Raw genomic sequence first — 22,931 nt, forward strand, 5'->3', positions numbered from 1 at the left:
TATATCCCTCCAAAAGTACCGACATAAAATTTTCCTAAAACAACAAAAAACACTGCCATTGAAAATGGCAGCGGACACTTTTTTACTAATTAATTATCGGAAAATATGTCATAATAGATAATTGAGTAATCATGTATATTATTTTTCATATATTCAGAATCCAACCGTTGCAAAGGAGACACACAAGATGAAAAAATTAATCGCAATTGACCTTGATGGAACATTGTTATCGTCAAACATCGAAATTTCTAAAGAAAATGTGGAGGCGATTCAAAAAGCGCAACAAGCCGGCCATGTTGTGATGATTTGTTCTGGACGTGCACCGGAAGATATCAAACAGCTCATTGATCAAACACCGCTTGATTGTCCTGTAGCAGGAAGTAATGGCACAAAGGTACTTGCAGACGGAAAATTATTAAGTCAAATTTCCATAGACAAAGAACATGTGAAAAAAGTTGCTGCAATCCTTAACGAGAAAAAATACCCATTTAAACTTTATACAAGCCACGGGATATTAGTTGCTTCCACTTGGACAGAGCGTATGTTAGCATTCCTTGAGCAAAATCAGGAATTCAGCAAAGGTTTAACACCTAAAGAATATAAATTCCTGACTGAGCAGCCAAAGGAGACAGATACAATTAAAGTATTTGATGAAATTGAAGAAGTACTTAAAATCGAAGAGATCGCAATTCAAAAGTTCTTCATCCCAACGATTTCAGGAAAAGACGAGCTAATCGCTACCCTTAAAGCGATTGAAGGCATTTCTATTACAACTTCAGGGCCGTTCAATATTGAAATTATGGACACAAATGGACATAAAGGCAACGGAATTAAAGTAATGGCTGAGTACTTCAAGATTCCAATTGAAAACACAGTGGCAATCGGCGATAATTTCAACGATGTTCCGATGCTGGAGGCAGCCGGACTTTCCATTGCAATGGGTAATGCTGACCCAACTGTTAAAGACATTGCTGATGTTGTAACTTTAACGAACAATGAGCATGGGGTTGCACATGCAATTGAAACATATGTTTTAGAAAAATAATCTCGTTTTATCTTCTAAAAAAGCTAACAAGTCGTATCAATCCACTTGTTAGCTTTTTTGGATTTGCTGCTTATTTAATTGTGTTTCCTTATTTTCAGAGTCATTCGGATAAACCTTATAAATCATATTAAATAGTTTATTTGATATAAAGCACATTAACATATGAAACGGAAAAAGGATAAGGATCGTCTTTTTGTTTTTTAGTACGTTTTTTTGATACAGGACAAAGTCAAATATAACAACAAATATCATTCTGTAATAAGTAGATAACCTCGTATTTACTTTGTATGTAATCAATAGCACAGCTGATAAGATAAAGGAATACCCAGGTACAATAATAAAATGCTCTCTCCACGAATGAATAACACCTAAACCAAATTTTATTTTACCAAATAATGCAAGAATATATAAGATACTCACATTGATTGAAGTGATTGTTAAATACGAGGTAACCCCTTGTGCGACAGGATGATTATGTTTTAATAAACGATGACAGATGTCACTACACATAAAAGAGATAGGTATGAAGATAAGGGTATAATATGTTTTCCACCATTTCTTGTTAAAGATCTTCATCGAAATAAACAGCCGTTCAATTAAAGCATAACTGATGGCAACAAGTAGTTTCCAACCAAAACCTAATCGAAATGCAGTAAGAGCTGTCGCAGTAATCGGCACATACATCCCCTGAGAAAAGATTGCACCCAAAATATTATCAAAGTACTTGTTCCTAAATATTTTAGGCTTATACCGATATCCTTGGAATAAATTGAGAACAAAATACTCGAAAAAATAGGAAAAGCCAATGTTCGTAAATAATAAGATCAAATAGCTTTTATGTCTTTTTTTAAATAGGGTATACATTAAAAGAAGAAAATGCATGATTAATAAAATAAGGAATGGTGTAGAATTTTTAATTGTTTTCTTCTTTATCCGCATTTTCATAATCCTGCTCCTAATCATTAGGTTAGTAAGTAGTTTTCGTCTATTCCCCCTTAATTATTCAATAGGAATAAGGAGGCGATATTCTTCTTGAAAACGTAACTAAACTGCATATTTTCTCAACAATTACACATTAAACTAGTATGATAAAGAGGATTTTATTTATTCAAAAAAATGCAATAGGTGAACAAGTATGAACATTTCAGTTAAATTAGGCTTATGGTTTTTTATATGTATTTTTATCATTGAAACGTGTTCCATGATCTTTCTTCATCGCAACATCGTGCAATCCCTTGTAAGTGATGAGCTTGATTCATTATTGGCAAGAGGAAATAGTCATCGGGATGTATTAGAAATATCACTTGATAAAGCTACACTTCATCACATTGGATTGATGGAATCTCAAACAGATACAGAAGTTGTCATTACGAATAAATTCGGTAAAGTAATTGAATCCTCCAATCCAATCGATCACGATATGGAAGCCATTCTAAAGTTGAAGGTTGATGACATTCCAAGAAAAGGACTAATTTTACAATCAGATTGGCAAAAGAAGAAGTACATTTCAACAGTTTCACCGTATGAAGGAGGAAACGAATCAAAAGGCTATGTTTACATGTTCAAGAGCAAAGATCAGATTCAACATTTAATTTTACAATTAAATAGTCATTTCCTTTTTGCATCATTACTCATTCTATTTTTTCTGTTCATAACGATTTTCTTTTTATCAAGGGCATTAACGAAACCGCTTATCTCAATGAAAGAAGCAACCAGCAGGCTGAGTAGTGGAGATTTTTCTGTAACACTTCCGGTCTCATCTAAGGATGAGCTTAGCGAGCTGGCCCATTCGATCCAAACATTAGCAAACGACTTAAATTATTTAAAAAAAGAGCGTAATGAATTTTTAGCAAGTATTTCTCATGAACTTCAAACACCATTAACTTACATAAAAGGCTATGCCGATATTGGCAAAAGAAACTCGATTGATGAAACCGAAAGATTGCAATATTTACATATCATTCATGAAGAAGCTGATCACGTAAGCAACCTGCTAAAAGAATTATTTGACCTTGCAAAAATGGACCAAAATACGTTTACCATCACAAAGGAAAAAATCAATCTCTGTTCTTTCCTTCAATCCATTTGTCGAAGAATCCTTCCTGTTTTTACAAGCAAAGGGATCCAATTATCCTATCATTGTCAAAAAGATCTGATTGCTGAAATCGATCCAGTGCGCTTTGAACAAGTCTTATTTAATCTCTTAGATAACGCGCTAAAATACTCAAATGAACAGACAATCACTGAGATAAAAGCCATACAAGAGAAAAAGAACATCATCATTACGATTAAAGATCAAGGAATAGGCATTCCTTCTGATGATTTACCCTATATTTTTGACCGCTTATTCCGCGTTGACAAATCTCGCTCAAGGTTAACTGGCGGTTTTGGATTAGGCCTGTCGATTGTAAAAGAAATCGTGGAAGCACATGACGGTGAAATTTTCGTAGAAAGCCAAATCGGGAAAGGAACTTGCTTTAAAATATTGTTGAAGGAGCCATAAAATGAAAACTGTTTTACTTATTGATGACGAAGAAAGGATGCTAAATTTATTATCTTTATATTTATCCCCCCATGGCTACAAATGCATAAAAAAAGTTTCAGCAGAAGATGGAATCATTTATTTAGAAAATGAAACTGTTGATCTTGTCATACTTGATGTCATGATGCCGGGAATGGATGGTTGGACAACCTGTAAAAAAATGAGAGAGTTTTCAGATGTACCGATCATCATGTTAACAGCAAGAGGTGATAAAGCAGATATCGTTAGAGGGCTTAAAATCGGAGCTGACGATTACTTATCTAAACCTTTTAATGAGCAAGAATTAGTAGCAAGAATCGATGCTGTAATCCGTCGGACAGGCAGACCATTTCATCAAGAAAAACTGCTGTCGTTTAACCATTTAACGTTAAATCCAACAACGTTTGAAGTGAAATATTTGAATAAAGGCATCACCCTGACACCGAAGGAATTTGCCTTGTTAGAATTATTTCTAAACTACCCGAATAAGGTGTTTTCACGTGATCACCTTCTTACAACCATATGGGGGCTAAGTGCTGAAACAGAGGACAGAACAATAGATTCCCATATTCGAAATATTAGAGAAAAACTGCGAAATCGAGCATTTCCAGTTGACCAGCATTTGAAAACAGTTTGGGGAATCGGATATAAATGGAGTACAGAGGAATAGCCAATATGGAAAAAGAGCTTATTTAGCAATTAAGCTCTTTTCCCTTTTAGTTCCATTCTTACTCAGGTGAAAGTTCGCTTTCCGTTACCCATTTGTGATTTTTAACCTCTTCCCCGCCATTTGTTGGTGTGTAATCGACCATATATACGGTTGTTTCCTCTGCTGATTCAATGACAGCTGTTGCTTCATTCATCCCTTCCATATGATCTGCTTCTAAAGTAACCTCTGAACCAGCTTCTAGTGGGTCTTCACCTGCATTTTTTATTTCTTCATGAATAACCCATTTATGACCTTCCACTTTATCTCCGCCAGTTGTTGGTGTATATGTTACAACATGGACTGTCGTTTCATACGCTCCTACAATCGTTGCTGTAGCGCCTTTCATCCCTTCCATATGGTCGGTTTCAAGAATCGCTTGACTGCCTACTTTATAAGTAGGATTCTCTGCTTCTTTCAGCCCTTCAGGAACTTCGCCCGAGCTGGAATGGTCCATATTTGCATGATCCATCTCTGCGTGATCGTTTTCCATCCTTTCTTCTGAGCTTGCATTCATCTCAGTGTTGTTCTCCTGCTCTGCTTCCTCCGTGTTCGAACCACAAGCAGATAAGATGGATGCGAAAAGAATGGTTGCAATTCCTACACTTATTTTTTTCTTCATTCATGTTCCCTCCTCAATATTCGATACCCTACTAGGTACTTCTTTATTGGAGGATAACAAAATAGTTTGCAGAAAATATGCATTTATCTTAACTAAATTAATTTGATCAAGGGAATTGACAAAAGAATCAATTTTTTTGAGTTTTTGTATACGTTGGGATTAAAATGATCCCTAATAGAAGCAACCCAAAAGAAACTCCTCGAACTAGATCGTAATATTCATAGGTTTTAAGGAATAATACGTTTATGTACATAGCTAAGGCACCTAATATCAATAGTATTTTCCTAATAATTGTCTAGACATATCTTGTTTCACTCCCTCTACGAAACATTATAGTTAACAAATCACCATCTGTAAAATAATGTATATTAATCCAGTGTATGGTATTACTTGTAATTAGAAAGCACTCGTCAGCAGTCGGGTTAAGGGTGTGGTGGTACGAGTTTCAAAAGCATTTTGTTTCAAATTCCTTCTAAACTATACTTTAGGAAAAGTAAAAAGCCACTGAACACTCAGTGACTTTTCTCACTTTATAAATATTTCCTTGTCACACTCTTCCCATCGTAAGAAAACAGCACAGGCTTATCTTCTAACACACTTTCCATATGAACAGGTCTTCCCCAAAGCTGATACACATATGGCAGAACCTTTTCCAAATATTTAAGATCAAGCTCAATATCTTCATACCAATGTTTTAAATACAGCTCGTTGTTTTTCAGATAGTCGCCATCATTTACAGTGATGTATGGGAATCCGCCATTCACCCGCATGCTTACCAGCTGATCCCGGACAGCTTCCCATTCCTTATCAACGATTTTGTAATCCCTGCCTTGCTTTTGGAATAAGTACATATCCTCACGCATAATAAGGTCCTTTGTTAAATAATTGCGAATGAAGGAAATGTCAGATTCAATTTCGCGAACTTCAAATATCTTCTCACGGCCAGAGCCTGGTACAACTCCTAACTTTTTCATCTCTTCGGTTGGGTTATTATAGCGTTCTTCAATGTCCTCAAAGATTTTCAATCCTAAGTAGTAAGGGTTTATACTTGTGCGCGATGGCTGCACAACACCTGCGTTCAACTTGGCAAATTCAATGGATTCATCAGATGTTAAATCAAGCTCCCGGATAATTCGTTGATGCCAGTAAGAGGCCCAGCCTTCGTTCATGATTTTCGTTTCAAGCTGCGGCCAAAAGTACAGCATTTCTTCACGCATCATCGTTAAAATGTCCCGCTGCCAATCCTCTAGCTCGCGGCTGTATTCCTCAATAAATAAGAGAATATCTTTCTCAGGTGCAGGAGGAAATTTCCGTTTTTTCTTTTTCGGTGCAGGCTTCGGATCTTGTTTTTGATCAAGCTTCCATAGATCATCATATGGTGTTATCGTTTTTTCCTCTTCCTCCTCGAACTCAATATCATCGATTGTCCATGCAAGCTTTGGACGAACTAATGATGGATCGATATGCTCTTGGATGGAGAGAACAGCATCTAAAAATGTTTCGACTTCCCGTCTGCCATATTCAATTTCATATTGCTTAATTCGCTCGGCAGTTGCTGCCATGCTTTCTACCATCTCGCGCTTTGTATTACTGAAGCGGGCGTTATTTTTAAAGAAATCACAATGAGCTAACACGTGGGCGACTATTAATTTGTTTTGAATCAGTGAGTTCGTATCTAATAAAAAGGCATAACATGGATCAGAATTAATCACAAGCTCGTATATTTTACTTAGCCCAAGATCATATTGCAGCTTCATTTTGTGAAATTGCTTCCCAAAGCTCCAATGTGAAAATCTAGTTGGCATACCGTATGCCCCAAATGTATAAATAATATCAGCAGGACAGATTTCATATCTCATTGGATAAAAATCTAAGCCGAACCCTTTTGCAATCTCCGTTATTTCCCCAATTGCATATTCAAGAGCCTTATGATCAGCTTCCTTCATGGTCTCCCCCCTAAGCTATTGTTACAATAGTTTATGAGCGAGGGTGTGGAAACATGCTCCTTGATCTTTTCAACTCTTTTGAAATACTTTCATTCTTAGTTCTTTTGAAGGATATTTCTCCGTTCAAGCAATTTGGTAAAGTGCTCCAAGCCTATACTTTTTGCTCCAATGCTGACAGCAGATGATTCTCCATAAAAACCATGAAAGTCAGATCCACCTGTTTGAATGAGATCCCACTTCTCAGCTAAAGCCCTTGCTTTCTTTTCCGCTTCTTTATCATGTAATGGATGCAAAACCTCGATTCCTTCTAACCCTGCCTGAACACAATCTTCAACTGCTGAAAAATTATCAAATTGTCCAGGATGTGCAAGAATTGGTAACCCGCCAGCTTCTCTAATGACACGAATCGCATCAAAGACATCGATGTACTCAATCGAAATGAAGGCTAGTCCCCGATCATTAGGTGAATCTCCTCTTTTAAAGAGCTTTTTATATAAATCTCCATAGATCCGATCTGTATATCCTTTATTTAGTAAGGCATGCATAATATGTTGCTTATACACCCCGGTTCCTTCTTTGCAAAACTCAAGAACCTCTTCCCATGTAATATCATATCCAGCCTCTTGAATGCGTGACACCATTTGCCATGATGCCTCATGCCTTTTTGCAACCAATGGGCTGCATAATTCATCAATCGATGCATGTCCAGGCGTAATATACATGCCTAAAATATGAGCTCTTCTCTTTCTCTCATAATCATAGGCAGAAATTTCGATTCCTGGAATAATCTCTACTCCTAATGTCTCTCCGATTTCCATAGCTTGAAAAAGACCTTTCGTCGTGTCGTGATCGGTTATCGCTAAATGCTTGACACCATTTAATTTAGCAAGACGAATGACTTCCTCGATTGAATACGAATTATCAGAAATATTTGTATGACAATGTAAATCTATCATATCGATCAGCTCCAATTAGATGATTTTAAACGACGATCTTTTTATTTAAAGCACCATTTTCCAAATGGTAATGGGAATCTACGACAGCTTCCATAAATTCAAGATCGTGAAAAATACCGATCATACTTGTTCCCGATTGTTTCAGCTGTTCAATCATTTCTTTTACAGACTGTTTCGAAGCATCATCTAATGAAGCAGTTGGTTCATCAAGCAATAACAGCTTTGGTTTCTTTACCATGGCTTGCGCTAAATTTAATCGAAGCTTTTCACCGCCGCTGAATGTTCTTGGAAAGGAGTTCCATAAAGATTCAGATAATTGAAAATGTGCGAGCATCTTTTTGGCTTGTTCTTCTGCTTCGGTTGTGCTTACGCCCATCTCTAAAATCGCATCCATGACAACCTCCAATGCTGTCACCCTTGGCATCACATTTAGAAATTGTGACACATAACCGATTTCTCTTTTTCTTAAGGCAATGATTTCACGTTCATTAGCTGTGACAAGATCAATGGGGCCAAACTGGACTGAGTGGAAGATAAGTTCTCCTCCCGTAGGCAAATAGGTACGATAAATCGTTTTTAAGATCGTTGATTTTCCTGCACCGCTTTGTCCGGTAATCCCAATAAACTCTCCTTCACTCAAATCAAAGCTTATATTATTGCAGCCAACTACATGCTCCCCATGTAAGTAATGCATGACAAACGTTTTCACTAATCCCTTCATGCTTAAAAGCACAGCCATATCTTTTCCTCCTCTCAAAAAAACTTATGAGTATTTCTTAATAAATTCCTCTACATTTTTTAAATCTTTATACCGTTCCTCGATCAGCTTACGATCCCAATTCCACCATTCAATTTCCATAAGCTTTTCCGCAATTTCATCTGAAAATCTATTTTTAATTGGTTTTGCTGGGACACCAACAGCTATTGTATAGGCAGGAACATCTTTCGTGACAACCGATCCCGCTCCAATGACCGCACCTGTTCCAATTGAGACTCCAGGCATGATAATAGCGCCGTGACCAATCCACACATCATGCCCGATCGTAACATGATGCTCTCTGCGCCAATTAAAAAAATCATGATCATCCTCATCAGCTAATTGATATTGTGTGAGGCGATACGTAAGATGATGCTGTGTCACTCGCCACATCGGATGATTCACAGGGTTGATCCGAACATGTGAGGCGATCGAGCAAAACTTACCAATCGTTGCATAAATGATTTCGGCATCACCAGATGTGTAACTATAATCACCAAAATACGATTCTTCTATTTTTGTATTCGGACCAATTTCCGTCCACTCTCCTATGAAGCTATCTACGATTTGCGAGCTCGGATGGATGGTTGGCTCGTTTGCTAAACGTTTTTTCATAGAGTAAACGTCCTTTCTACACCCTTCCTGTTACAGAAAGCGGCATTTGGTAATTCATTTGACAAACAACCTTTCCATTTACAAGTACAGTTTGTAATACAGGGCGTGCCTTTTCCTCTCTCACAATTAAAAGATCTGCTTTTTTGCCAACTTCGATTGATCCGACTTCATGATCAATATGCAATGCTTTTGCAGGATTTAATGAGACCATATTCATTGATTTATTAATCGGAGTACCTTGTTTATAAAGTTTAAAGGCAGCATGCAGCAAGGAGGACGGATAATAATCTGAGCACAAAATATCAACAACCTCATGTTCTAATGCTTCCATTGCCGATAGATTATTACTATGAGATTTGCCTAATAAAGCATTCGGAGCACCCATCACAACAAACAGTCCCATTTCTTTTGCTTTCTTGGCTACATGAAGTTCGATTGGAAATTCACTAATAGAAGCATTCCAGTCTTTTACAAGCTCGAGTTTTTCTAATGTGTCATCATCATGGGACGCGATTGGAATATGATGTTCATGAGCTAAATCTGCTAATTCCTTTAGAACATACTCCTCTAATTTTTCTTGTTTTTTACTTTGCTCAATGATTTCCATTGCTTCTTCTTCAGAAAAGCGACGGTGTTCCACTAACAGCTTTTTATGAATTTCAATGTCTCTAAACTGTCCTTGACCAGGGGTATGGTCCATAAAGGAAAGCTGATTGATTTTCTGTTGTTTAAGTAACTCCTTAACTGGATTAACTGCACTTATATTTGTAATCTCGTATCGCAAATGAGTTTTGTGGCGAATAAGGTAGGCACCTTGAGCCAAGCGGTTAATTTCTTCAATAACAGATAGAACGGTTTTATTTTGTCTAACAAATTTTTTTGCATTTTCTTCAAGTAAAGAGAGAGAATGATAGATGGTTGTAATACCTTCACCAACTAGTTTTTTCTCTAATTCATAGAAGGATACTTCAATAGGAAACGTACTGCTCGGACGAGGCTCGAGCTCCATTTCAATGGCATCACTATGTGAATCAACAAGACCAGGAAGCACCCATGCCCCTTCGGCATCTATATCACCTGGTTGAATATTCTCTGGTTTTCCTTTTAAAATTTGTGAAATTTGATCATCTTCTATGATAATGGTTCCGTTATAAATAACCTCATCAGGTGTGACAATATTGGCAGAATGAATCTTTAGCATGTTCATCATCGTTTTCACCTCATCATTTTTATAAAAGCGAATGGACAAGCTGCTGTGTATAAGGGTGCTGCGGATCCTCTAATATTTGATCTGTAAGGCCTCTTTCAACAACACGCCCATGACGCATCACCATCGTACGATCAGCGAGCATTCTGATCACACCTAAGTCATGGGATACAACAATCATCGCTACACCTAAATCACGTTGAATTTTTCGAATTAAATCTAATACTCTAGCTTGAACAGAAAGATCAAGTCCGGTCGTTACTTCATCAAGCAAAAGAATCGGCGGATTATTCGCCAACGCTTTCGAGATTTGAACCCTTTGCTGCATTCCGCCGCTAAAATTTTTGGGAAGCTCATCCATTCTGCTGATCGGAATTTCCACATGCTCTAATAACTGTTTTGCCCGGTCTCGTATCGTGCCGACATGAAGAGTACCTGATGCAATTAGTTTTTCAGCGATATTGCCACCACTTGAAAAAGACATTTTTAACCCTAAGTAGGGGTTTTGATAAACCATGCCCATCATATAATTTCGGATGTATCGCTTTTGTTGAGCAGATTCTTCAAAAATGTTTGCCTCTCCATTTTTATAGGAAGAAATGGTAGCGCGGCCCGATGAAATCCCATCATCAAAATATAAGCTCTTCACTAATGAGCTTTTTCCAGATCCGCTCTCACCTACAATTCCTAAAATTTCCCCTTTATACAGCTTTAAGTTAACATCAATACACGCCCAAACACTCCCGCAATTCGGGCAGCGGTTATCTTTTGCTTGAAGCATTTCAGGTGTTTGGCAATGGGAACACCCTTTTCCATATCTTTTATTTAAGCCATGCACTTCAAGCTCAGGTCCTTCTATTTGCATCGAATGTGTAATCAAACGACATACCCTCTTTCCTTTTGCTGTGTTTGACAGTATCCGGTGTCTGAGCATTGGTATCTTTTCTCTCCGGTTTCCGCATCATAAATCTCATCAAGAAAAACATCTTGGCTGCCGCAACAATGACAGGATAATCCATCAAATTTTTCTACCTCAAATGGGTAATCATCAAATTCAAGCGGCTTTACATCTGTAAATGGCGGAATCGCATAAATCTTCTTTTCTCTGCCTGCACCAAATAAAAACAAACCTTTTGCTTGATGCAATTTCAATAAATCATAACGCGGGATGGGGCTAGGGTTAAAAATATATCGTCCGTTCACCATGCTCGGATAATCAGCACCAATCGTAATTTCACCCCACCTTACGATATCCTCATATAATCTCAGCCAAATGCTGCTGTAATCCATTTCGGCATGGAGTCTTTTTGTATCCTTTTCCTTTGCTTCTACTCTTCTTAACGGTTCTGGTAATGGAACCTGTAAAACCAATATTTGATCCTCTCTCAAAGGAACCTCCGGGATTCGGTGTCTCGTTTGAATAAGAGAAGCCTCTTCAGAATTTTCTGTCGTTCCTATATTCGAACAAGCTTGTACTAATCGTTTAATACTGACGGCATTTACGCTGTCATCATGACCCTGGTCAATGACTTTTAACGTATCCTTTTCACCTATAAGTGAAAGGGTGATTTGTAATCCTCCTGTCCCCCAGCCCCTTCCGATCGGCATCTCTCTTGATGCAAACGGGACTTGGTAGCCAGGAATGGCGACAGCCTTCAAAACGGATCTTCTTATTTCCTTTTTAGATCCCTCATCTAAAAAGGCGTAATTATAAGTGTGGGCAACCTCCATTTTCATTTCCCTTTTCCTCCTTTGCATTTGGTCATACAAATCATCTTAAAATGGACTAAACGTCACAGACTGTTCTTGCAAGGTATCATTTTTCTTCTTATTTTTTGCTTCTCTAATCCGATCAAGCTTTGATTGGAATGTAATATAATGCGGCAATTTTAAATGTGAAACAAACCCATGTGCTTCAACACTATCTATGTGCAAAAGAACAAATTCCTCATCCTGTGTAGGAGACGTTCCCTCTGTTTCTAAGCTTCTTTCTAAAATCGCCATGGCAATGGCCTTCACCTCGTTTTGTCCAAATGTTAAGCCATATCCTAGTAAAAATTCCACATTTCCTTCTTCGGTTTCAGCAAAAGAATTGATCGTTTCTACCTCGGTTACCATCACCTCACCAATGTAAATGGAGTCTTCTTCATCACCATATGGATAAGGGATATACACTTCCGTATAGCCGACTCTTAACTCACCTATTGTCGGGTGAACAACACCATATCCTCTCATACTGCTATAGGCAAAAGAGGTCATCGCCCCTGTTTCACCTCTTGAGAGAATTTGCAGGCGTGCAGAACGAGACGCTGGAAAAATAAGCTTGTCCCTTGTTACATCAAAGGGCTCAATCTCTTCACACTGTTTGTTACCGATCAATCCTTCTTTTTCCAACAAATCGGCCACTTTTCCAAAAGTTGCGGCCTCATGTTCATCAAGCTTTTCATTTAATGCAAAATCAGCTAAAAATTGCTTTATCACGTCTGTTTCTTCTTGGTGCAATTCGAAATTTAACAGTCTATGCGTATAATCATAGGTTGGTCCTAATAATTGACCTCCGGGTATATCTTTAAATGAGGAAGATATTTTTCGTATGACTCTCATCTTGCTAGGTTCTACTGTTCGAGAGTAATAATTTCTCGGTAATGTTGACCGATAGGCTCTTAGTAAAAAGGCTGCTTCTGCCGGATCACCTTCAGCCTGTTTCAACGCTAAAGCAGCATATTCTGGTGCATATAGCCCTCCTTCTCCCATAACCCGGTCAATCAAAAGCCGGAGCTGTGATTCGATATCCTTTACCTTCAGAACTTGATCAGCATTTTTTAAACTATAGTATTTGGTCAGAGTATCAGCCTCTTCAATTGCCTTTTGTCCCCCTGTTACTGCAACATAACCCATCTACAATCCCTCACTTTCTACTAATGTCGTTCTAGGTAGTGCCATGATGTCACCACAATTCGTTGTCAGAATAAAATCAATTCCTAAAGGGAATTCACTTGTCGCAAGGTTTCGTTCTTCGATCCACTTGGAAGGAAGTCCCTTAATGTAGACAACGTTACTTGTTTCAATACCAGGCCCTCTCATTGTAAGTTTTAAAGAGGAAGGTACTTTGCTAACCGTTATTTCGTCGACACAAAGTACGACAGTGGCACTATCATGCGGATCTGATAGCGTTCCGTTCTTTAGCTGTTGAATACATTCCGAAATGTTATCCACTTCTTCTGGATGATTGATAAAAAGATAATCGGCAGCATTAATTGGGCTGCCTTTACTATATGTTTTCCATTCCAATGACCGTGTGATTATTTCGGAATGTTCCGCTAGAATATGGAAACTCACTTCCCGATCAATTAGCGTATAAGCGATTCCTTGGAGCGACTTGGAAAATCCTTCCATTTCCTGATTAGTAGTAATCTCTTCAGCGATCTTTTCAATTTTCCCCGGTCTAGCCATACAGTCTAGTAATTTACGAAAAATACGCTGTGTGTCATGTACCATATCAAATGCAGCAAGATTAGCTTTTTGCATTGTAATCCTCCATCGTATCAAATTGAACTTTTGTTTTGGCAATTCGTGCTGCTTCTTCTTTTACTTTCTGCTGGATATATGCTTCTTCGAATTCCAATTCGATCAGTAATTGATTTGTGATTGGAAGCTTCGCATTCATCGCCGCATCGATTACTGCGATCTGATAGGATCTTACCGGATCATCGCCCATGACTATCCCTATTCCAGAATGCTGATCAAGAGAAACTGAACATTCTGTTACGAGAACCTCTCCCATATAGAATGGTTGCTTTGAGACAGAATCCCGTGTTTTAAGCATGACAAGGCCAGTTGAAGGAGCACGATCAACGCTGACTATCGATGCTTTTTCAATGGCATCTGTCCATTTAGCAAGAAACTCTGGTCTGCCTTCAACGAGAATTTTCATCAACCTCGATTTTTTCATTTTGGATAACCTCCCCATCGTATTGTTTCTTCAATCTTTGTGATACATAAAAGGTAACTTATTGATAAGTTACAATGGTTAAGCTATTGTAAATAACATATGAAGATTTATTAAAGATGCGATCCTTGCGCTAATTCTCTTTTAGCTTTATAGACAAAATTAAAAGCACAAGAGTTTCCTGTGCTTAAAAAGAATAATAAAGTTATATTTTCACTCGTAATCTTGATTTAATTCTTGTTGCAATCATTTCCAGCACAATAGCAAAGAATAAGATGAAGAATGTAATTGTCCCTACTTCACGTAAATCCAGATAGAAGCTGCTGGCCATAAACATATCAAAGCCAATCCCGCCTGCACCTGCAGCTGCTCCCATTGCGACCGCAACACCAAAGTTGATTTCAAATCGCAAAAAGGTCCACGAAACGAGATAGGTTAAAGAAGATGGAATAACAGCTTGAAAAACGATCTGCCACCAGCTTGCACCGCTTCCCCGTAATGCCTCAATGACCCCCTCATCCAACTCTTCAAACGATTCTGAATATGCTTTTATTAAATATCCAACAGAATGAAAGGTCATTCCAATAACAGCTGCTACACTCCCTAACCCTGCAGCAACGGCAAAAATTAATACCCACAATACCGTTGGAACAGCTCTTATAAACGCAACAACTCCTTTGATTATATTGGATACCTTTGCTGACGATAAATTTTGCGCAGCAAAAAGCGCTAGAAAGAGTGCAATGAGTGCTCCTATTAAGGTAGTTAGTAGCGCCAAACCAATTGTAACCAATACTTGATAGGTGGCATCAGTAAATGAAAAATGTACGAAATGAGGTTCGAGAAACATCACTTTTAAATTAGTAAGTGTAGAAACTACCCCTTCAAATAGATTGATATCCTTATAGTCAAATGTAAAAAACCCATATATTGTAAGGATAGCTAGAATCACAATTGTTAATCTTATTGTCAAAACTGCCTTACTTAATGGTTTAATTTTCATATTTTGAAAAGGATTATTGTGTGAAGGCTCTTCTTTGCTAATGTCAGCAACTCTCACTATAAAATCACCCTTCTTACATAGTTTGAAATGAATTCAATGGTTAGAATGGCAGCAACAATTGTCAGCACCACTAAGCTTGCTGCATTATAATTCAAGCTTTTATAAAACAAGTCAAAGGAAAATCCGATACCTGTGCCAGTCAGGATTCCGACTAAAGTGGCACTGCGAATATTCGTTTCGATCATAAATAACACCCAGCTGATGATCTGGGGAATGCTTGAAGGAATAACAGAATGAATAATAATGGATGTATAGCTGGCACCTGTTGCCGTTAATGCCTCAACAGAATGAACACCAACTTCATCAATAGTCTCCATAAAGGCTCTTGTTAAAAATCCAAACGATACAAAAAACAGGGCAAAATATCCAGTTAATGAGCTTTGTCCAAAGGAAAAGAGCAAGATCATTGCCCATGCCGCTACATCAATATTACGGAATAATGTCGCAATCCCGCGACTAATTGTACTTAAAAAACCGTTCATTTTTGTTGTCTTGGATCCGAAGATTGCAAATACAATAGCAAAAACAGATGCAACAGATGCCGCTGCAATTGAGATTAATACAGTTTCCTGCAATTTTTCTAATATACTTGGGAGCTTCTCAAGTGATTCCTGTGTTGGATAAAAATTAGAGAACCCCCACATAATCGCATTAGGAATGGAATGTAAACCCTTTATGACATCAAATTCAGTGATAAGGATGGATCCATATGCAACAATTATGATTAAGGAAAGGACAAGAACCGACTGTGCTCTTTTCTTTAAAAAGAACTTATCCAACGTTTTTTCCTCCTAGATTCATCATTAATTCACCTGCTTCAGATCCATAAATTTTGTGTATCGCTTCATTTGTTATGTCTTTTGGAGATCCATTATATACCACTTCCCCCTTACATACACCGATGATTCGATCAGAATACGTAAGGGCAACGTCAACTTGATGTAAATTTACAAGAACGGTGATACCCATTGTTGTGGATATATTTCGTAAGTGATCCATAATGACTTTTGATGAATTAGGGTCTAATGATGCGATAGGTTCATCACATAAAAGCATTTTCGGATCTTGTATGAGGGCCCGGGCAATTCCAACACGCTGTTTTTGTCCCCCGCTTAATTGATCACATCTTTTATAAACCTGATCTTCTAACCCTAACGTTTTTAATAAAGAAAAAGCCTGTATTTTTTCGGCTTCACTATAGAGACCGAGTGCACCGCCAATAACTGATTTGTATCCAAGTCTTCCATGCAGGACATTCTCAATAACGCTCAGCCTGTTTACGAGATTATAATGTTGAAAAATCATGCCAATCCTTGTTCTTAATTTCCTAAGCTCCCGCTTTTTTAAAGCCATCACATTGACATCATCAAAAATGATATCCCCTCCGTTAGCATCAATCATGCGATTAATGCAGCGAAGGAGAGTCGACTTCCCTGCTCCAGACGGACCAATAATGGAAACAAACTCTCCTTCTTTAACAGAGAAGCTAACATCTGATAACGCAAATGCATCTTGACCATATTGTTTTGATACATTTTTTACTTCAAGTAACGTTTTCATTGTTAACTCCTTTTTTATTTTTTCGAATTACTTAGATAATTCTCTAATCGGATCGAACCAAGCATCTTCAACTTCTAAGAAACGCTCTTTATCCGTTTTCTTAAACAATCCAGTAGCATCTTCCGGGACAAAAATTTTGTCATTATTCGCTAGTTCATCAGAAGTAAAGGCATCAATTAGAGCTTGTCTATCTTCTTCACTAACCGTATCTGTATTAATCGCAAACGGTGCATTTAATACTGGTGTAACGGAGATCAATTTAAACTCTTCACCAGGAACCGTATTGAATGGTTCAGCTGCATCAGCTTTTACTTTATAAGTTGCGCCTGGTGTATTCTCTTCACCATCTGCCAATTCTACATAATTGCTTACACATGTATCACAAAAAGCAGCGACATCTGCTTTGTCAGTCAATAGGTTAACTGCAGAGCCCTGATGCGACCCTCCGTAAAGAACTTCACTAAAGAATTTTCCTCCTTCAAGAAGATCTTCTGGAGTGAGATCCTTGTACTCTTCTTTTTCACTAAAGTGAGAGACGATTCCATCTGAAGGTACTTTAAACCCTGAAGTGGAACTATTTGATACAAAAGAAAACTTTTTATCTACGATGTTATCGATTGAAAACTCGTCACCATTCTTATATGCTTCTTCATTTCCTTTTTTAACTGCGAGCCAGCTGTGATATACAGCATCATCTAATGTTCCTGAAGGACCGCTTGGCACAACTAAAGGCTGAACCTTATCATTTTTTGCATTTGCCTCAATATATCCTTGTGCACCCATGAACGCTAAATCGGCATTACCTGAAGCCAGTGATTCAATGGCAATAATATAATCAGTCGTTGTTTTATGTTCCACTATCTTTCCAGTTGCTTCTTCAATGACCTTTCCTATTTCATCACGCGCATCTTTCAGATCTGCTCCTGACTCATTAGGGTACCAAGCAATCGTAAGTGTATCATCATCACTTGAACCGCTTGCTTGTGTCCCGCCACCAGCTGAACAAGCTGCAGAAATTACTGTCATCATTAGAGCCATCACTAATAATAATGCCTTTTTCATTTTCCATTCCTCCTAAAAAGTAAATGTTTTTTTATAATCATCCTGGAAGTGTTAGCGATTCTTCCAATGTTGATTCAACTTAAAATTCCACCAGGCATTTATGCATATCGCCTCTTATTCGTGCAACACTGTATTCAATCGGGTTGCCGCTTGGATGATTCATAATGCTTTCCATTTGAATAATTGGCACACTTTCAGGGATTTCGAGAACTTTTGCATCCTTTAGGATCGGCAATAAAGCTTGGAATATAGATTTGGATCTTACAGGACGTAATTGATAATAATCTGACAAAATCCGGTAAAGTGATTTGAAATTTTGTAAATATTGTTCCAGTTGCGGGACTTCTTCCTCAGGCATGACCGTAGTGGTAATAGAAATAGGCTGCCCTTCTATAAATCTAAGAATTTCTAAACGGTAGATTGTTTGATTTTCTGATAGAAAGAGATTCTTCTGTTCAACATCACTTGGCAATCCTTTTTCCCAAGTTAATAATCTACTCTGATACACAAGACCCAAATTTTCCATATTATCTGTAAAACGAGTCCTTGATGACAACACATACTGAATAGGCTTTTGAACACTATTTACATAGCAGCCCTTTCCTTGAAATGGAGTGATCCAGCCTAAATTTGTCAGCCTTGCCAATGCCTGTCTGATAACATGGCGATTGACATTAAATTGCTGACAAAGCTCATTTTCAGAAGGAATCTTCTGATTTTCCCGAAAGACACCAGATTGGATTTTTTGAATGAGGTACTCTGAAATTTCCAAATGGCACGGCATGTCCTCTTTTAATCTCATCGTCTTGTTTGACTCCTTATTCGTTTCTTTCGACAATTCCACTCTAACTTATCGACAAGTTTCTTAGGTTAAGCTAGAGTAAAAGTTGCATGAAATTTCCTTCCTTTTGTTAATTTATTTTTAAGAAATGATCACTCTTGAAAAAAACCCCTTTACATTTTTACAACCGCTTCAAATTCACACGGAAAATTGACGTATTTTTTACAAAACAAGCATTTCTCCCTATAACCATTCTCCTATAAACGGCCATGTATATTTATGTGTCATTCAGAAATAATGATGTAATGTTCAGAGATATGTTAAATATTTCTTATCGTTTCCTCAGCACCCTCACGTTTCACGGAAATTTTCAAATAATCTTTTCCAGATGCACCTGATAATTCAAAATTAACGTCTTTGATTCAAGTTTTTTAATGGATGTGTGGTAAGATACGATAGAGTAGATAAATAAATCTAATATGGTGAGGGTATTAAGCATGAGATTAACAAATTACACAGATTACTCGCTTAGAGTTTTAATATATTTAGCGATGAAACCAGAGGGTGAGCTATCGAATATAAAAGAAATTGCTGAGGCTTATAACATTTCAAAGAACCATTTAATGAAGGTCACCTATGAACTCGGCAAAATGAATGTAATTGAAACCATTCGCGGTCGCAATGGCGGCATCCGCCTGGCCCACTCTCCAGAACAAATTAATGTCGGAGAGATCGTCCGTAAAACCGAGGAAGATTTTCATATTGTGGAATGCTTTGATGCAGATCATAATCATTGTGTGATCTCACCTGTCTGCGGATTAAAACATGTCCTCAATAAGGCCTTACAAGCTTATCTAGCCGTGCTTGATGAGTATACCTTAGCTGATTTGGTTAAGAATCAGCATTCCTTATTGGCTTATTTTTCACTTGATAAAGATAAACAAAGTTGAGAAGACGCTTCTACAAAGGAGCGTCTTCTTTCTTTTCAAGATTTACTGTAATAAGCTTACCTGTCTTTGGATTAAACACAACATTCACATAGACAATAAATTGCTTGTCTTTTTCCTTTACTTTCACATGAAAAATATCCTTTGATTCCTCTTCATTAACTTCCTCTCGGTTTACATATTTATAATCGATGAGCTGTGATTCCGGATATTTTTCTTTTACAGCTGATAAAGCAATTTTACTCCACTTCTCATAGTCAACATTTTGTTCCCCATACGCTTTCATTCCTGCTGTTAAAATAACCATTAATGCGACAATTGCGAATAGAACTTTTGAAAATGATATTGATTTCATAACATCCTCCATAGTTGCTTTTGCTATGAAATTAATTTGTCCTAAATCGTTTGATCCTATTCGACTTTCATTTCAAAAATTCACTCTCTGCATACTTTGCTAAAATGAGTCCCACTTCCTTGTTTCGTTCCCACTCTTCAGGCAAGACAGATAACGGCGGGCTTGTTTCATAATATGGCGGGCTCACTTCGATCGTAAGAGCAGGTCTTTTATATCTTTGAATAAACCAATCGGTAAACCCTCCGCCAACAGCATTCGCTGGAGGATAGTCAATTTCATATCCCGTTGCATGTGCAACCTGCTCAATTATTTGATAATCACGGAAAAGATGTTCAAGCTCATTAAAGTAGTACCAATAAATCATCTGTCCAGAGGTATGGTAAGATGCAGCTATAAGAGGTTGAATTTGTTCAGTAAAGCTAACCAGTGCCTTTGCTTCCTTTGCTTCAAGAGGTTTTTTCCCTTTATAACGGGAATATGAGGCATATTCTTGACTTCCCTCAATATTCTCCCACCCCGCAGGATATTGGCGGTTAAGATCCACTCCGAGTCCATTTGCTTTCCATCTTGAAAAGCCTTTTCTCCCTTTATTCATATCCATATATACGTCCTGTAATAAAAAGGGGAACCCCTTTATTCCTTCCTGCTGTATCGTTACCCCATCAGGGTTCACCATCGGGACAAACCAAATCGAAATATGATCTAAAATCTTCAAACAATTTCCATATAATAATTGCTTTTGATCATAAGCTGATGCATATTCCTTTATCATGTTCATGATGATATGAGTTGTCAGCCACTCACGTCCATGATGACTTCCTGATATAAGAATAGAACGTTCACCTTTACCAACTTTAACAGCCAAAAGCTCTCTTCCAAATTCTGAATGTCCAATCGTTTTTAATTCCAATTGATATGTTTCAGCTAAATCAGTTAATTCATTCTTCATGGATTCATATGTATAAGGTTCAGCAGCCTCGATAACGTCTTGATTCATTCCTAAAAAAACCAACATAAAAAGTATGAACAACCTTTTCCGCATTTTATAGATAACACCCTTTTTTTTATCTTTTCTTAACCATCCCATTTTATAAAGGGAATCACTACCACAGCTAATCTAACAACAACACCAAGTTTTTCACAGTAAAAAAAGCCTTATTTCGCACACAATAATCATATCTCCTTAAGAGGGAGGAAATGAAATGAACAATGTTGATTATGATAAAGCCTTGTATTACACACATCGTTCACAATGGGATAACCTTCTTATCCTAATGGTCCGTACAAAGGACGATTTTTTATCAAAGAAAATTGAACATTTTTTACATGCCTATAACTTTGAACATGACTATAAAGAAGTCGAAAAACAGTTATATGCATTACTAAGATATATTGATCACGCTGTTGAAACTCCAGAACTGGAATATGCATATCAGATGTGATAGCACAAAAAAGAGGCTTCACTACAAAGTATTTCCCATACTTTGTAATTCAGCCTCTTTTTTACACTTTAAGAAAGGATAAATTGGCAGCGAAGAAGGAATTTCGACGTAGTGGCCAATTTAAAGTATAAAGTATAAGTGCAACTTCTCATCACGCTTCGCCTTTCAGGCTCGCCAGTCGGCGAGTTTTCTTTATTGATTTAACACACGACTTGCGTTTGTGTATACTGTTAATTCATCAATTAATTGCTTAACAAGCAGTGCAGGTTCAGTTTTAATTTCCCTGTTTTCATAATCAAAGCAAATTGGATCTAAAACAAGTTGCTTCGGTATCACATTTGCATAAACACCGCGCATCACTGTTCGCATATTATTTAAGGCATTTATCCCGCCTTTTCCGCCGCCGGCAACTGCAATTAGCCCTACAGGCTTATGAGCAAACTGTTCGCTGCTAAGAAAATCTAATGCATTTTTTAACGCGCCGCTCATACCGCTATGGTATTCAGGAGATAATAAAATAATCGCATCTGCACTTACAACTGCTTGCTTTAATTCATTCACTACTTGCAGCTGTTTTTGCTCCTCTTCTCCATTAAATAATGGTAATTCCCGTTCACTTAAATCGAAGTATTCAGCATTATAGGTTGCCGCTATAAACGATGCCGCTATTCTTGTTCTTCCGGTTTTTCTAGGACTTCCATTTACGACTAAAAATTTCATATCATTAACTCCTAACTTTCATTTTCTAAATACCCATTTTTTACAGCATATAATGCAGCTTGGGTACGATCTGCCAGCTGCAGCTTAGAAAGGATATTTGATACATGTGTTTTCACCGTTTTTTCAGTTATAAATAAGGACGAAGCAATTTCCTTATTGCTTTTCCCTCTTGCAATCTCGTTCAAAACTTCTTTTTCCCGATTCGTTAACTCACCTATTTTTGAGGATTTTTGACTTGCCCCCATTGATAAATGTGTCATAACATGTGATGTTACCTTAGGGTGGAGTTTACTCTCCCCTCTTAACACATCCCGAATCGTTTGTACCAAATCATCAGGTTCTATATCTTTCAACTGATAGCCAGAAGCCCCTGCACGGATGGCTGGAATGACATGATCCTGATCGGCATAACTAGTTAAAATGATAATCTTTACTGAATCGTTAAGCTCTCGAATGGCTTTCGTTGCCATCACACCGTCCATTTCAGGCATCGACAAATCCATTAAAACAACATCCGGTTTTAGCTTAGCAACTAACTCAACCGCTTCTTTCCCATTTTTTGCTTCACCAATTACCTCAATGTCTTTTTGTGTTTTAAGAAAAAATAATAAGCCCCTGCGAACGACATGATGATCATCCGCTATTAATATTTTTATTTTTGACATAGTCAACCCCCT

At 37.6% G+C, this 22,931-nt stretch carries 26 protein-coding genes; 5 read left to right on the forward strand and 21 right to left on the reverse strand.

Features of this window, described 5'->3' with window-relative positions:
- Positions 1-187: 187 nt before the first annotated feature.
- Positions 188-1,045, forward strand: a complete 858-nt coding sequence (locus Q1B07_RS17870; protein WP_299092708.1) for a Cof-type HAD-IIB family hydrolase — start codon at positions 188-190, stop codon at positions 1,043-1,045.
- 48 nt (positions 1,046-1,093) lie between these two features.
- Here the strand turns inward: Q1B07_RS17870 and Q1B07_RS17875 are convergent, their stop codons facing one another.
- Positions 1,094-1,723 (reverse strand): hypothetical protein, encoded by a 630-nt coding sequence (locus Q1B07_RS17875; RefSeq protein ID WP_299092709.1) that lies wholly within the window; start codon positions 1,721-1,723, stop codon positions 1,094-1,096.
- Positions 1,724-2,180: 457 nt separating this feature from the next.
- Here Q1B07_RS17875 and Q1B07_RS17880 point away from each other — a divergent pair, with 457 nt between their 5' ends.
- Positions 2,181-3,548: a HAMP domain-containing sensor histidine kinase gene (locus Q1B07_RS17880; protein WP_299092710.1), complete on the forward strand. Its 1,368-nt coding sequence runs from the start codon at positions 2,181-2,183 to the stop codon at positions 3,546-3,548.
- Position 3,549: 1 nt separating this feature from the next.
- Entirely contained in the window at positions 3,550-4,236 is a 687-nt protein-coding gene (locus tag Q1B07_RS17885; protein WP_299092711.1) for a response regulator transcription factor, read from the forward strand.
- 58 nt (positions 4,237-4,294) lie between these two features.
- On the opposite strand, the gene Q1B07_RS17890 is transcribed toward Q1B07_RS17885, so the two are convergent.
- From Q1B07_RS17890 to Q1B07_RS17965, 16 genes are all read right to left on the reverse strand, one after another.
- Positions 4,295-4,894, reverse strand: coding sequence for a YdhK family protein (locus Q1B07_RS17890; protein ID WP_299833205.1), 600 nt, complete (start codon positions 4,892-4,894; stop codon positions 4,295-4,297).
- Between the two features lie 530 nt (positions 4,895-5,424).
- Positions 5,425-6,840: a SpoVR family protein gene (locus Q1B07_RS17895; RefSeq protein ID WP_299092714.1), complete on the reverse strand. Its 1,416-nt coding sequence runs from the start codon at positions 6,838-6,840 to the stop codon at positions 5,425-5,427.
- Between the two features lie 95 nt (positions 6,841-6,935).
- Complete coding sequence (locus Q1B07_RS17900; protein ID WP_299092718.1) at positions 6,936-7,796, reverse strand: PHP domain-containing protein; 861 nt, start codon at positions 7,794-7,796, stop codon at positions 6,936-6,938.
- A 25-nt stretch (positions 7,797-7,821) separates the two neighbouring features.
- A complete protein-coding gene (phnL, locus tag Q1B07_RS17905) occupies positions 7,822-8,535 on the reverse strand; it encodes a phosphonate C-P lyase system protein PhnL (protein ID WP_299092721.1) in 714 nt (237 codons plus the stop codon).
- A 24-nt stretch (positions 8,536-8,559) separates the two neighbouring features.
- Positions 8,560-9,168: a DapH/DapD/GlmU-related protein gene (locus Q1B07_RS17910; protein WP_299092723.1), complete on the reverse strand. Its 609-nt coding sequence runs from the start codon at positions 9,166-9,168 to the stop codon at positions 8,560-8,562.
- 16 nt (positions 9,169-9,184) lie between these two features.
- Positions 9,185-10,378 (reverse strand): alpha-D-ribose 1-methylphosphonate 5-triphosphate diphosphatase, encoded by a 1,194-nt coding sequence (locus Q1B07_RS17915; protein ID WP_299092726.1) that lies wholly within the window; start codon positions 10,376-10,378, stop codon positions 9,185-9,187.
- A 19-nt stretch (positions 10,379-10,397) separates the two neighbouring features.
- A complete protein-coding gene (locus tag Q1B07_RS17920) occupies positions 10,398-11,240 on the reverse strand; it encodes an ATP-binding cassette domain-containing protein (protein WP_299092791.1) in 843 nt (280 codons plus the stop codon).
- A gap of 11 nt (positions 11,241-11,251) precedes the next feature.
- Positions 11,252-12,112 carry an alpha-D-ribose 1-methylphosphonate 5-phosphate C-P-lyase PhnJ gene (locus Q1B07_RS17925; RefSeq protein ID WP_299092728.1) on the reverse strand — a complete coding sequence of 287 codons (861 nt, stop codon included), beginning with the start codon at positions 12,110-12,112 and terminating at the stop codon, positions 11,252-11,254.
- A 39-nt stretch (positions 12,113-12,151) separates the two neighbouring features.
- Positions 12,152-13,273, reverse strand: coding sequence for a carbon-phosphorus lyase complex subunit PhnI (locus Q1B07_RS17930; protein WP_299092731.1), 1,122 nt, complete (start codon positions 13,271-13,273; stop codon positions 12,152-12,154).
- Positions 13,274-13,903 carry a phosphonate C-P lyase system protein PhnH gene (gene phnH, locus Q1B07_RS17935; protein ID WP_299092733.1) on the reverse strand — a complete coding sequence of 210 codons (630 nt, stop codon included), beginning with the start codon at positions 13,901-13,903 and terminating at the stop codon, positions 13,274-13,276.
- Positions 13,890-14,327, reverse strand: a complete 438-nt coding sequence (gene phnG, locus Q1B07_RS17940) for a phosphonate C-P lyase system protein PhnG (RefSeq protein WP_299092735.1) — start codon at positions 14,325-14,327, stop codon at positions 13,890-13,892. The genes phnH and phnG overlap by 14 nt, the downstream gene beginning before the upstream one ends.
- A gap of 202 nt (positions 14,328-14,529) precedes the next feature.
- Positions 14,530-15,327: an ABC transporter permease gene (locus Q1B07_RS17945; RefSeq protein WP_299092792.1), complete on the reverse strand. Its 798-nt coding sequence runs from the start codon at positions 15,325-15,327 to the stop codon at positions 14,530-14,532.
- Positions 15,328-15,383: 56 nt separating this feature from the next.
- Positions 15,384-16,166, reverse strand: a complete 783-nt coding sequence (locus Q1B07_RS17950; protein WP_299092737.1) for an ABC transporter permease subunit — start codon at positions 16,164-16,166, stop codon at positions 15,384-15,386.
- The gene (phnC, locus tag Q1B07_RS17955) at positions 16,159-16,947 is read right to left on the reverse strand and encodes a phosphonate ABC transporter ATP-binding protein (RefSeq protein WP_299092739.1); all 789 of its coding nucleotides are present in this window, start codon (positions 16,945-16,947) and stop codon (positions 16,159-16,161) included. The genes Q1B07_RS17950 and phnC overlap by 8 nt, the downstream gene beginning before the upstream one ends.
- 27 nt (positions 16,948-16,974) lie before the next feature.
- Positions 16,975-18,009, reverse strand: coding sequence for a PhnD/SsuA/transferrin family substrate-binding protein (locus Q1B07_RS17960; RefSeq protein ID WP_299092741.1), 1,035 nt, complete (start codon positions 18,007-18,009; stop codon positions 16,975-16,977).
- 79 nt (positions 18,010-18,088) lie between these two features.
- Positions 18,089-18,811 (reverse strand): GntR family transcriptional regulator, encoded by a 723-nt coding sequence (locus Q1B07_RS17965; RefSeq protein WP_299092743.1) that lies wholly within the window; start codon positions 18,809-18,811, stop codon positions 18,089-18,091.
- 476 nt (positions 18,812-19,287) lie between these two features.
- On the opposite strand from Q1B07_RS17965, the gene Q1B07_RS17970 reads away from it, so the two are divergent.
- Complete coding sequence (locus Q1B07_RS17970; protein ID WP_299092745.1) at positions 19,288-19,740, forward strand: Rrf2 family transcriptional regulator; 453 nt, start codon at positions 19,288-19,290, stop codon at positions 19,738-19,740.
- Positions 19,741-19,750: 10 nt separating this feature from the next.
- Here Q1B07_RS17970 and Q1B07_RS17975 read toward each other — a convergent pair whose 3' ends face one another.
- Together Q1B07_RS17975 and Q1B07_RS17980 are read right to left on the reverse strand one after the other, a co-directional pair.
- Positions 19,751-20,092 (reverse strand): DUF3889 domain-containing protein, encoded by a 342-nt coding sequence (locus Q1B07_RS17975; RefSeq protein ID WP_299092747.1) that lies wholly within the window; start codon positions 20,090-20,092, stop codon positions 19,751-19,753.
- A 67-nt stretch (positions 20,093-20,159) separates the two neighbouring features.
- Positions 20,160-21,107, reverse strand: a complete 948-nt coding sequence (locus Q1B07_RS17980) for a M14 family zinc carboxypeptidase (protein ID WP_299092749.1) — start codon at positions 21,105-21,107, stop codon at positions 20,160-20,162.
- A gap of 187 nt (positions 21,108-21,294) precedes the next feature.
- Between Q1B07_RS17980 and Q1B07_RS17985 the strand changes: the two genes are divergently transcribed.
- Positions 21,295-21,534, forward strand: a complete 240-nt coding sequence (locus Q1B07_RS17985; RefSeq protein ID WP_299092751.1) for a YhdB family protein — start codon at positions 21,295-21,297, stop codon at positions 21,532-21,534.
- A 192-nt stretch (positions 21,535-21,726) separates the two neighbouring features.
- Here Q1B07_RS17985 and Q1B07_RS17990 read toward each other — a convergent pair whose 3' ends face one another.
- Both Q1B07_RS17990 and Q1B07_RS17995 read right to left on the reverse strand, forming a co-directional pair.
- Positions 21,727-22,254, reverse strand: coding sequence for an NADPH-dependent FMN reductase (locus Q1B07_RS17990; protein ID WP_299092753.1), 528 nt, complete (start codon positions 22,252-22,254; stop codon positions 21,727-21,729).
- Between the two features lie 11 nt (positions 22,255-22,265).
- Positions 22,266-22,919 (reverse strand): response regulator transcription factor, encoded by a 654-nt coding sequence (locus tag Q1B07_RS17995; protein WP_299092756.1) that lies wholly within the window; start codon positions 22,917-22,919, stop codon positions 22,266-22,268.
- Between the last annotated feature and the right edge of the window lie 12 nt (positions 22,920-22,931).

The sequence above is a fragment of the uncultured Metabacillus sp. genome (assembly GCF_947503125.1).
Classification (GTDB): Bacteria; Bacillota; Bacilli; order Bacillales; family Bacillaceae; genus Metabacillus.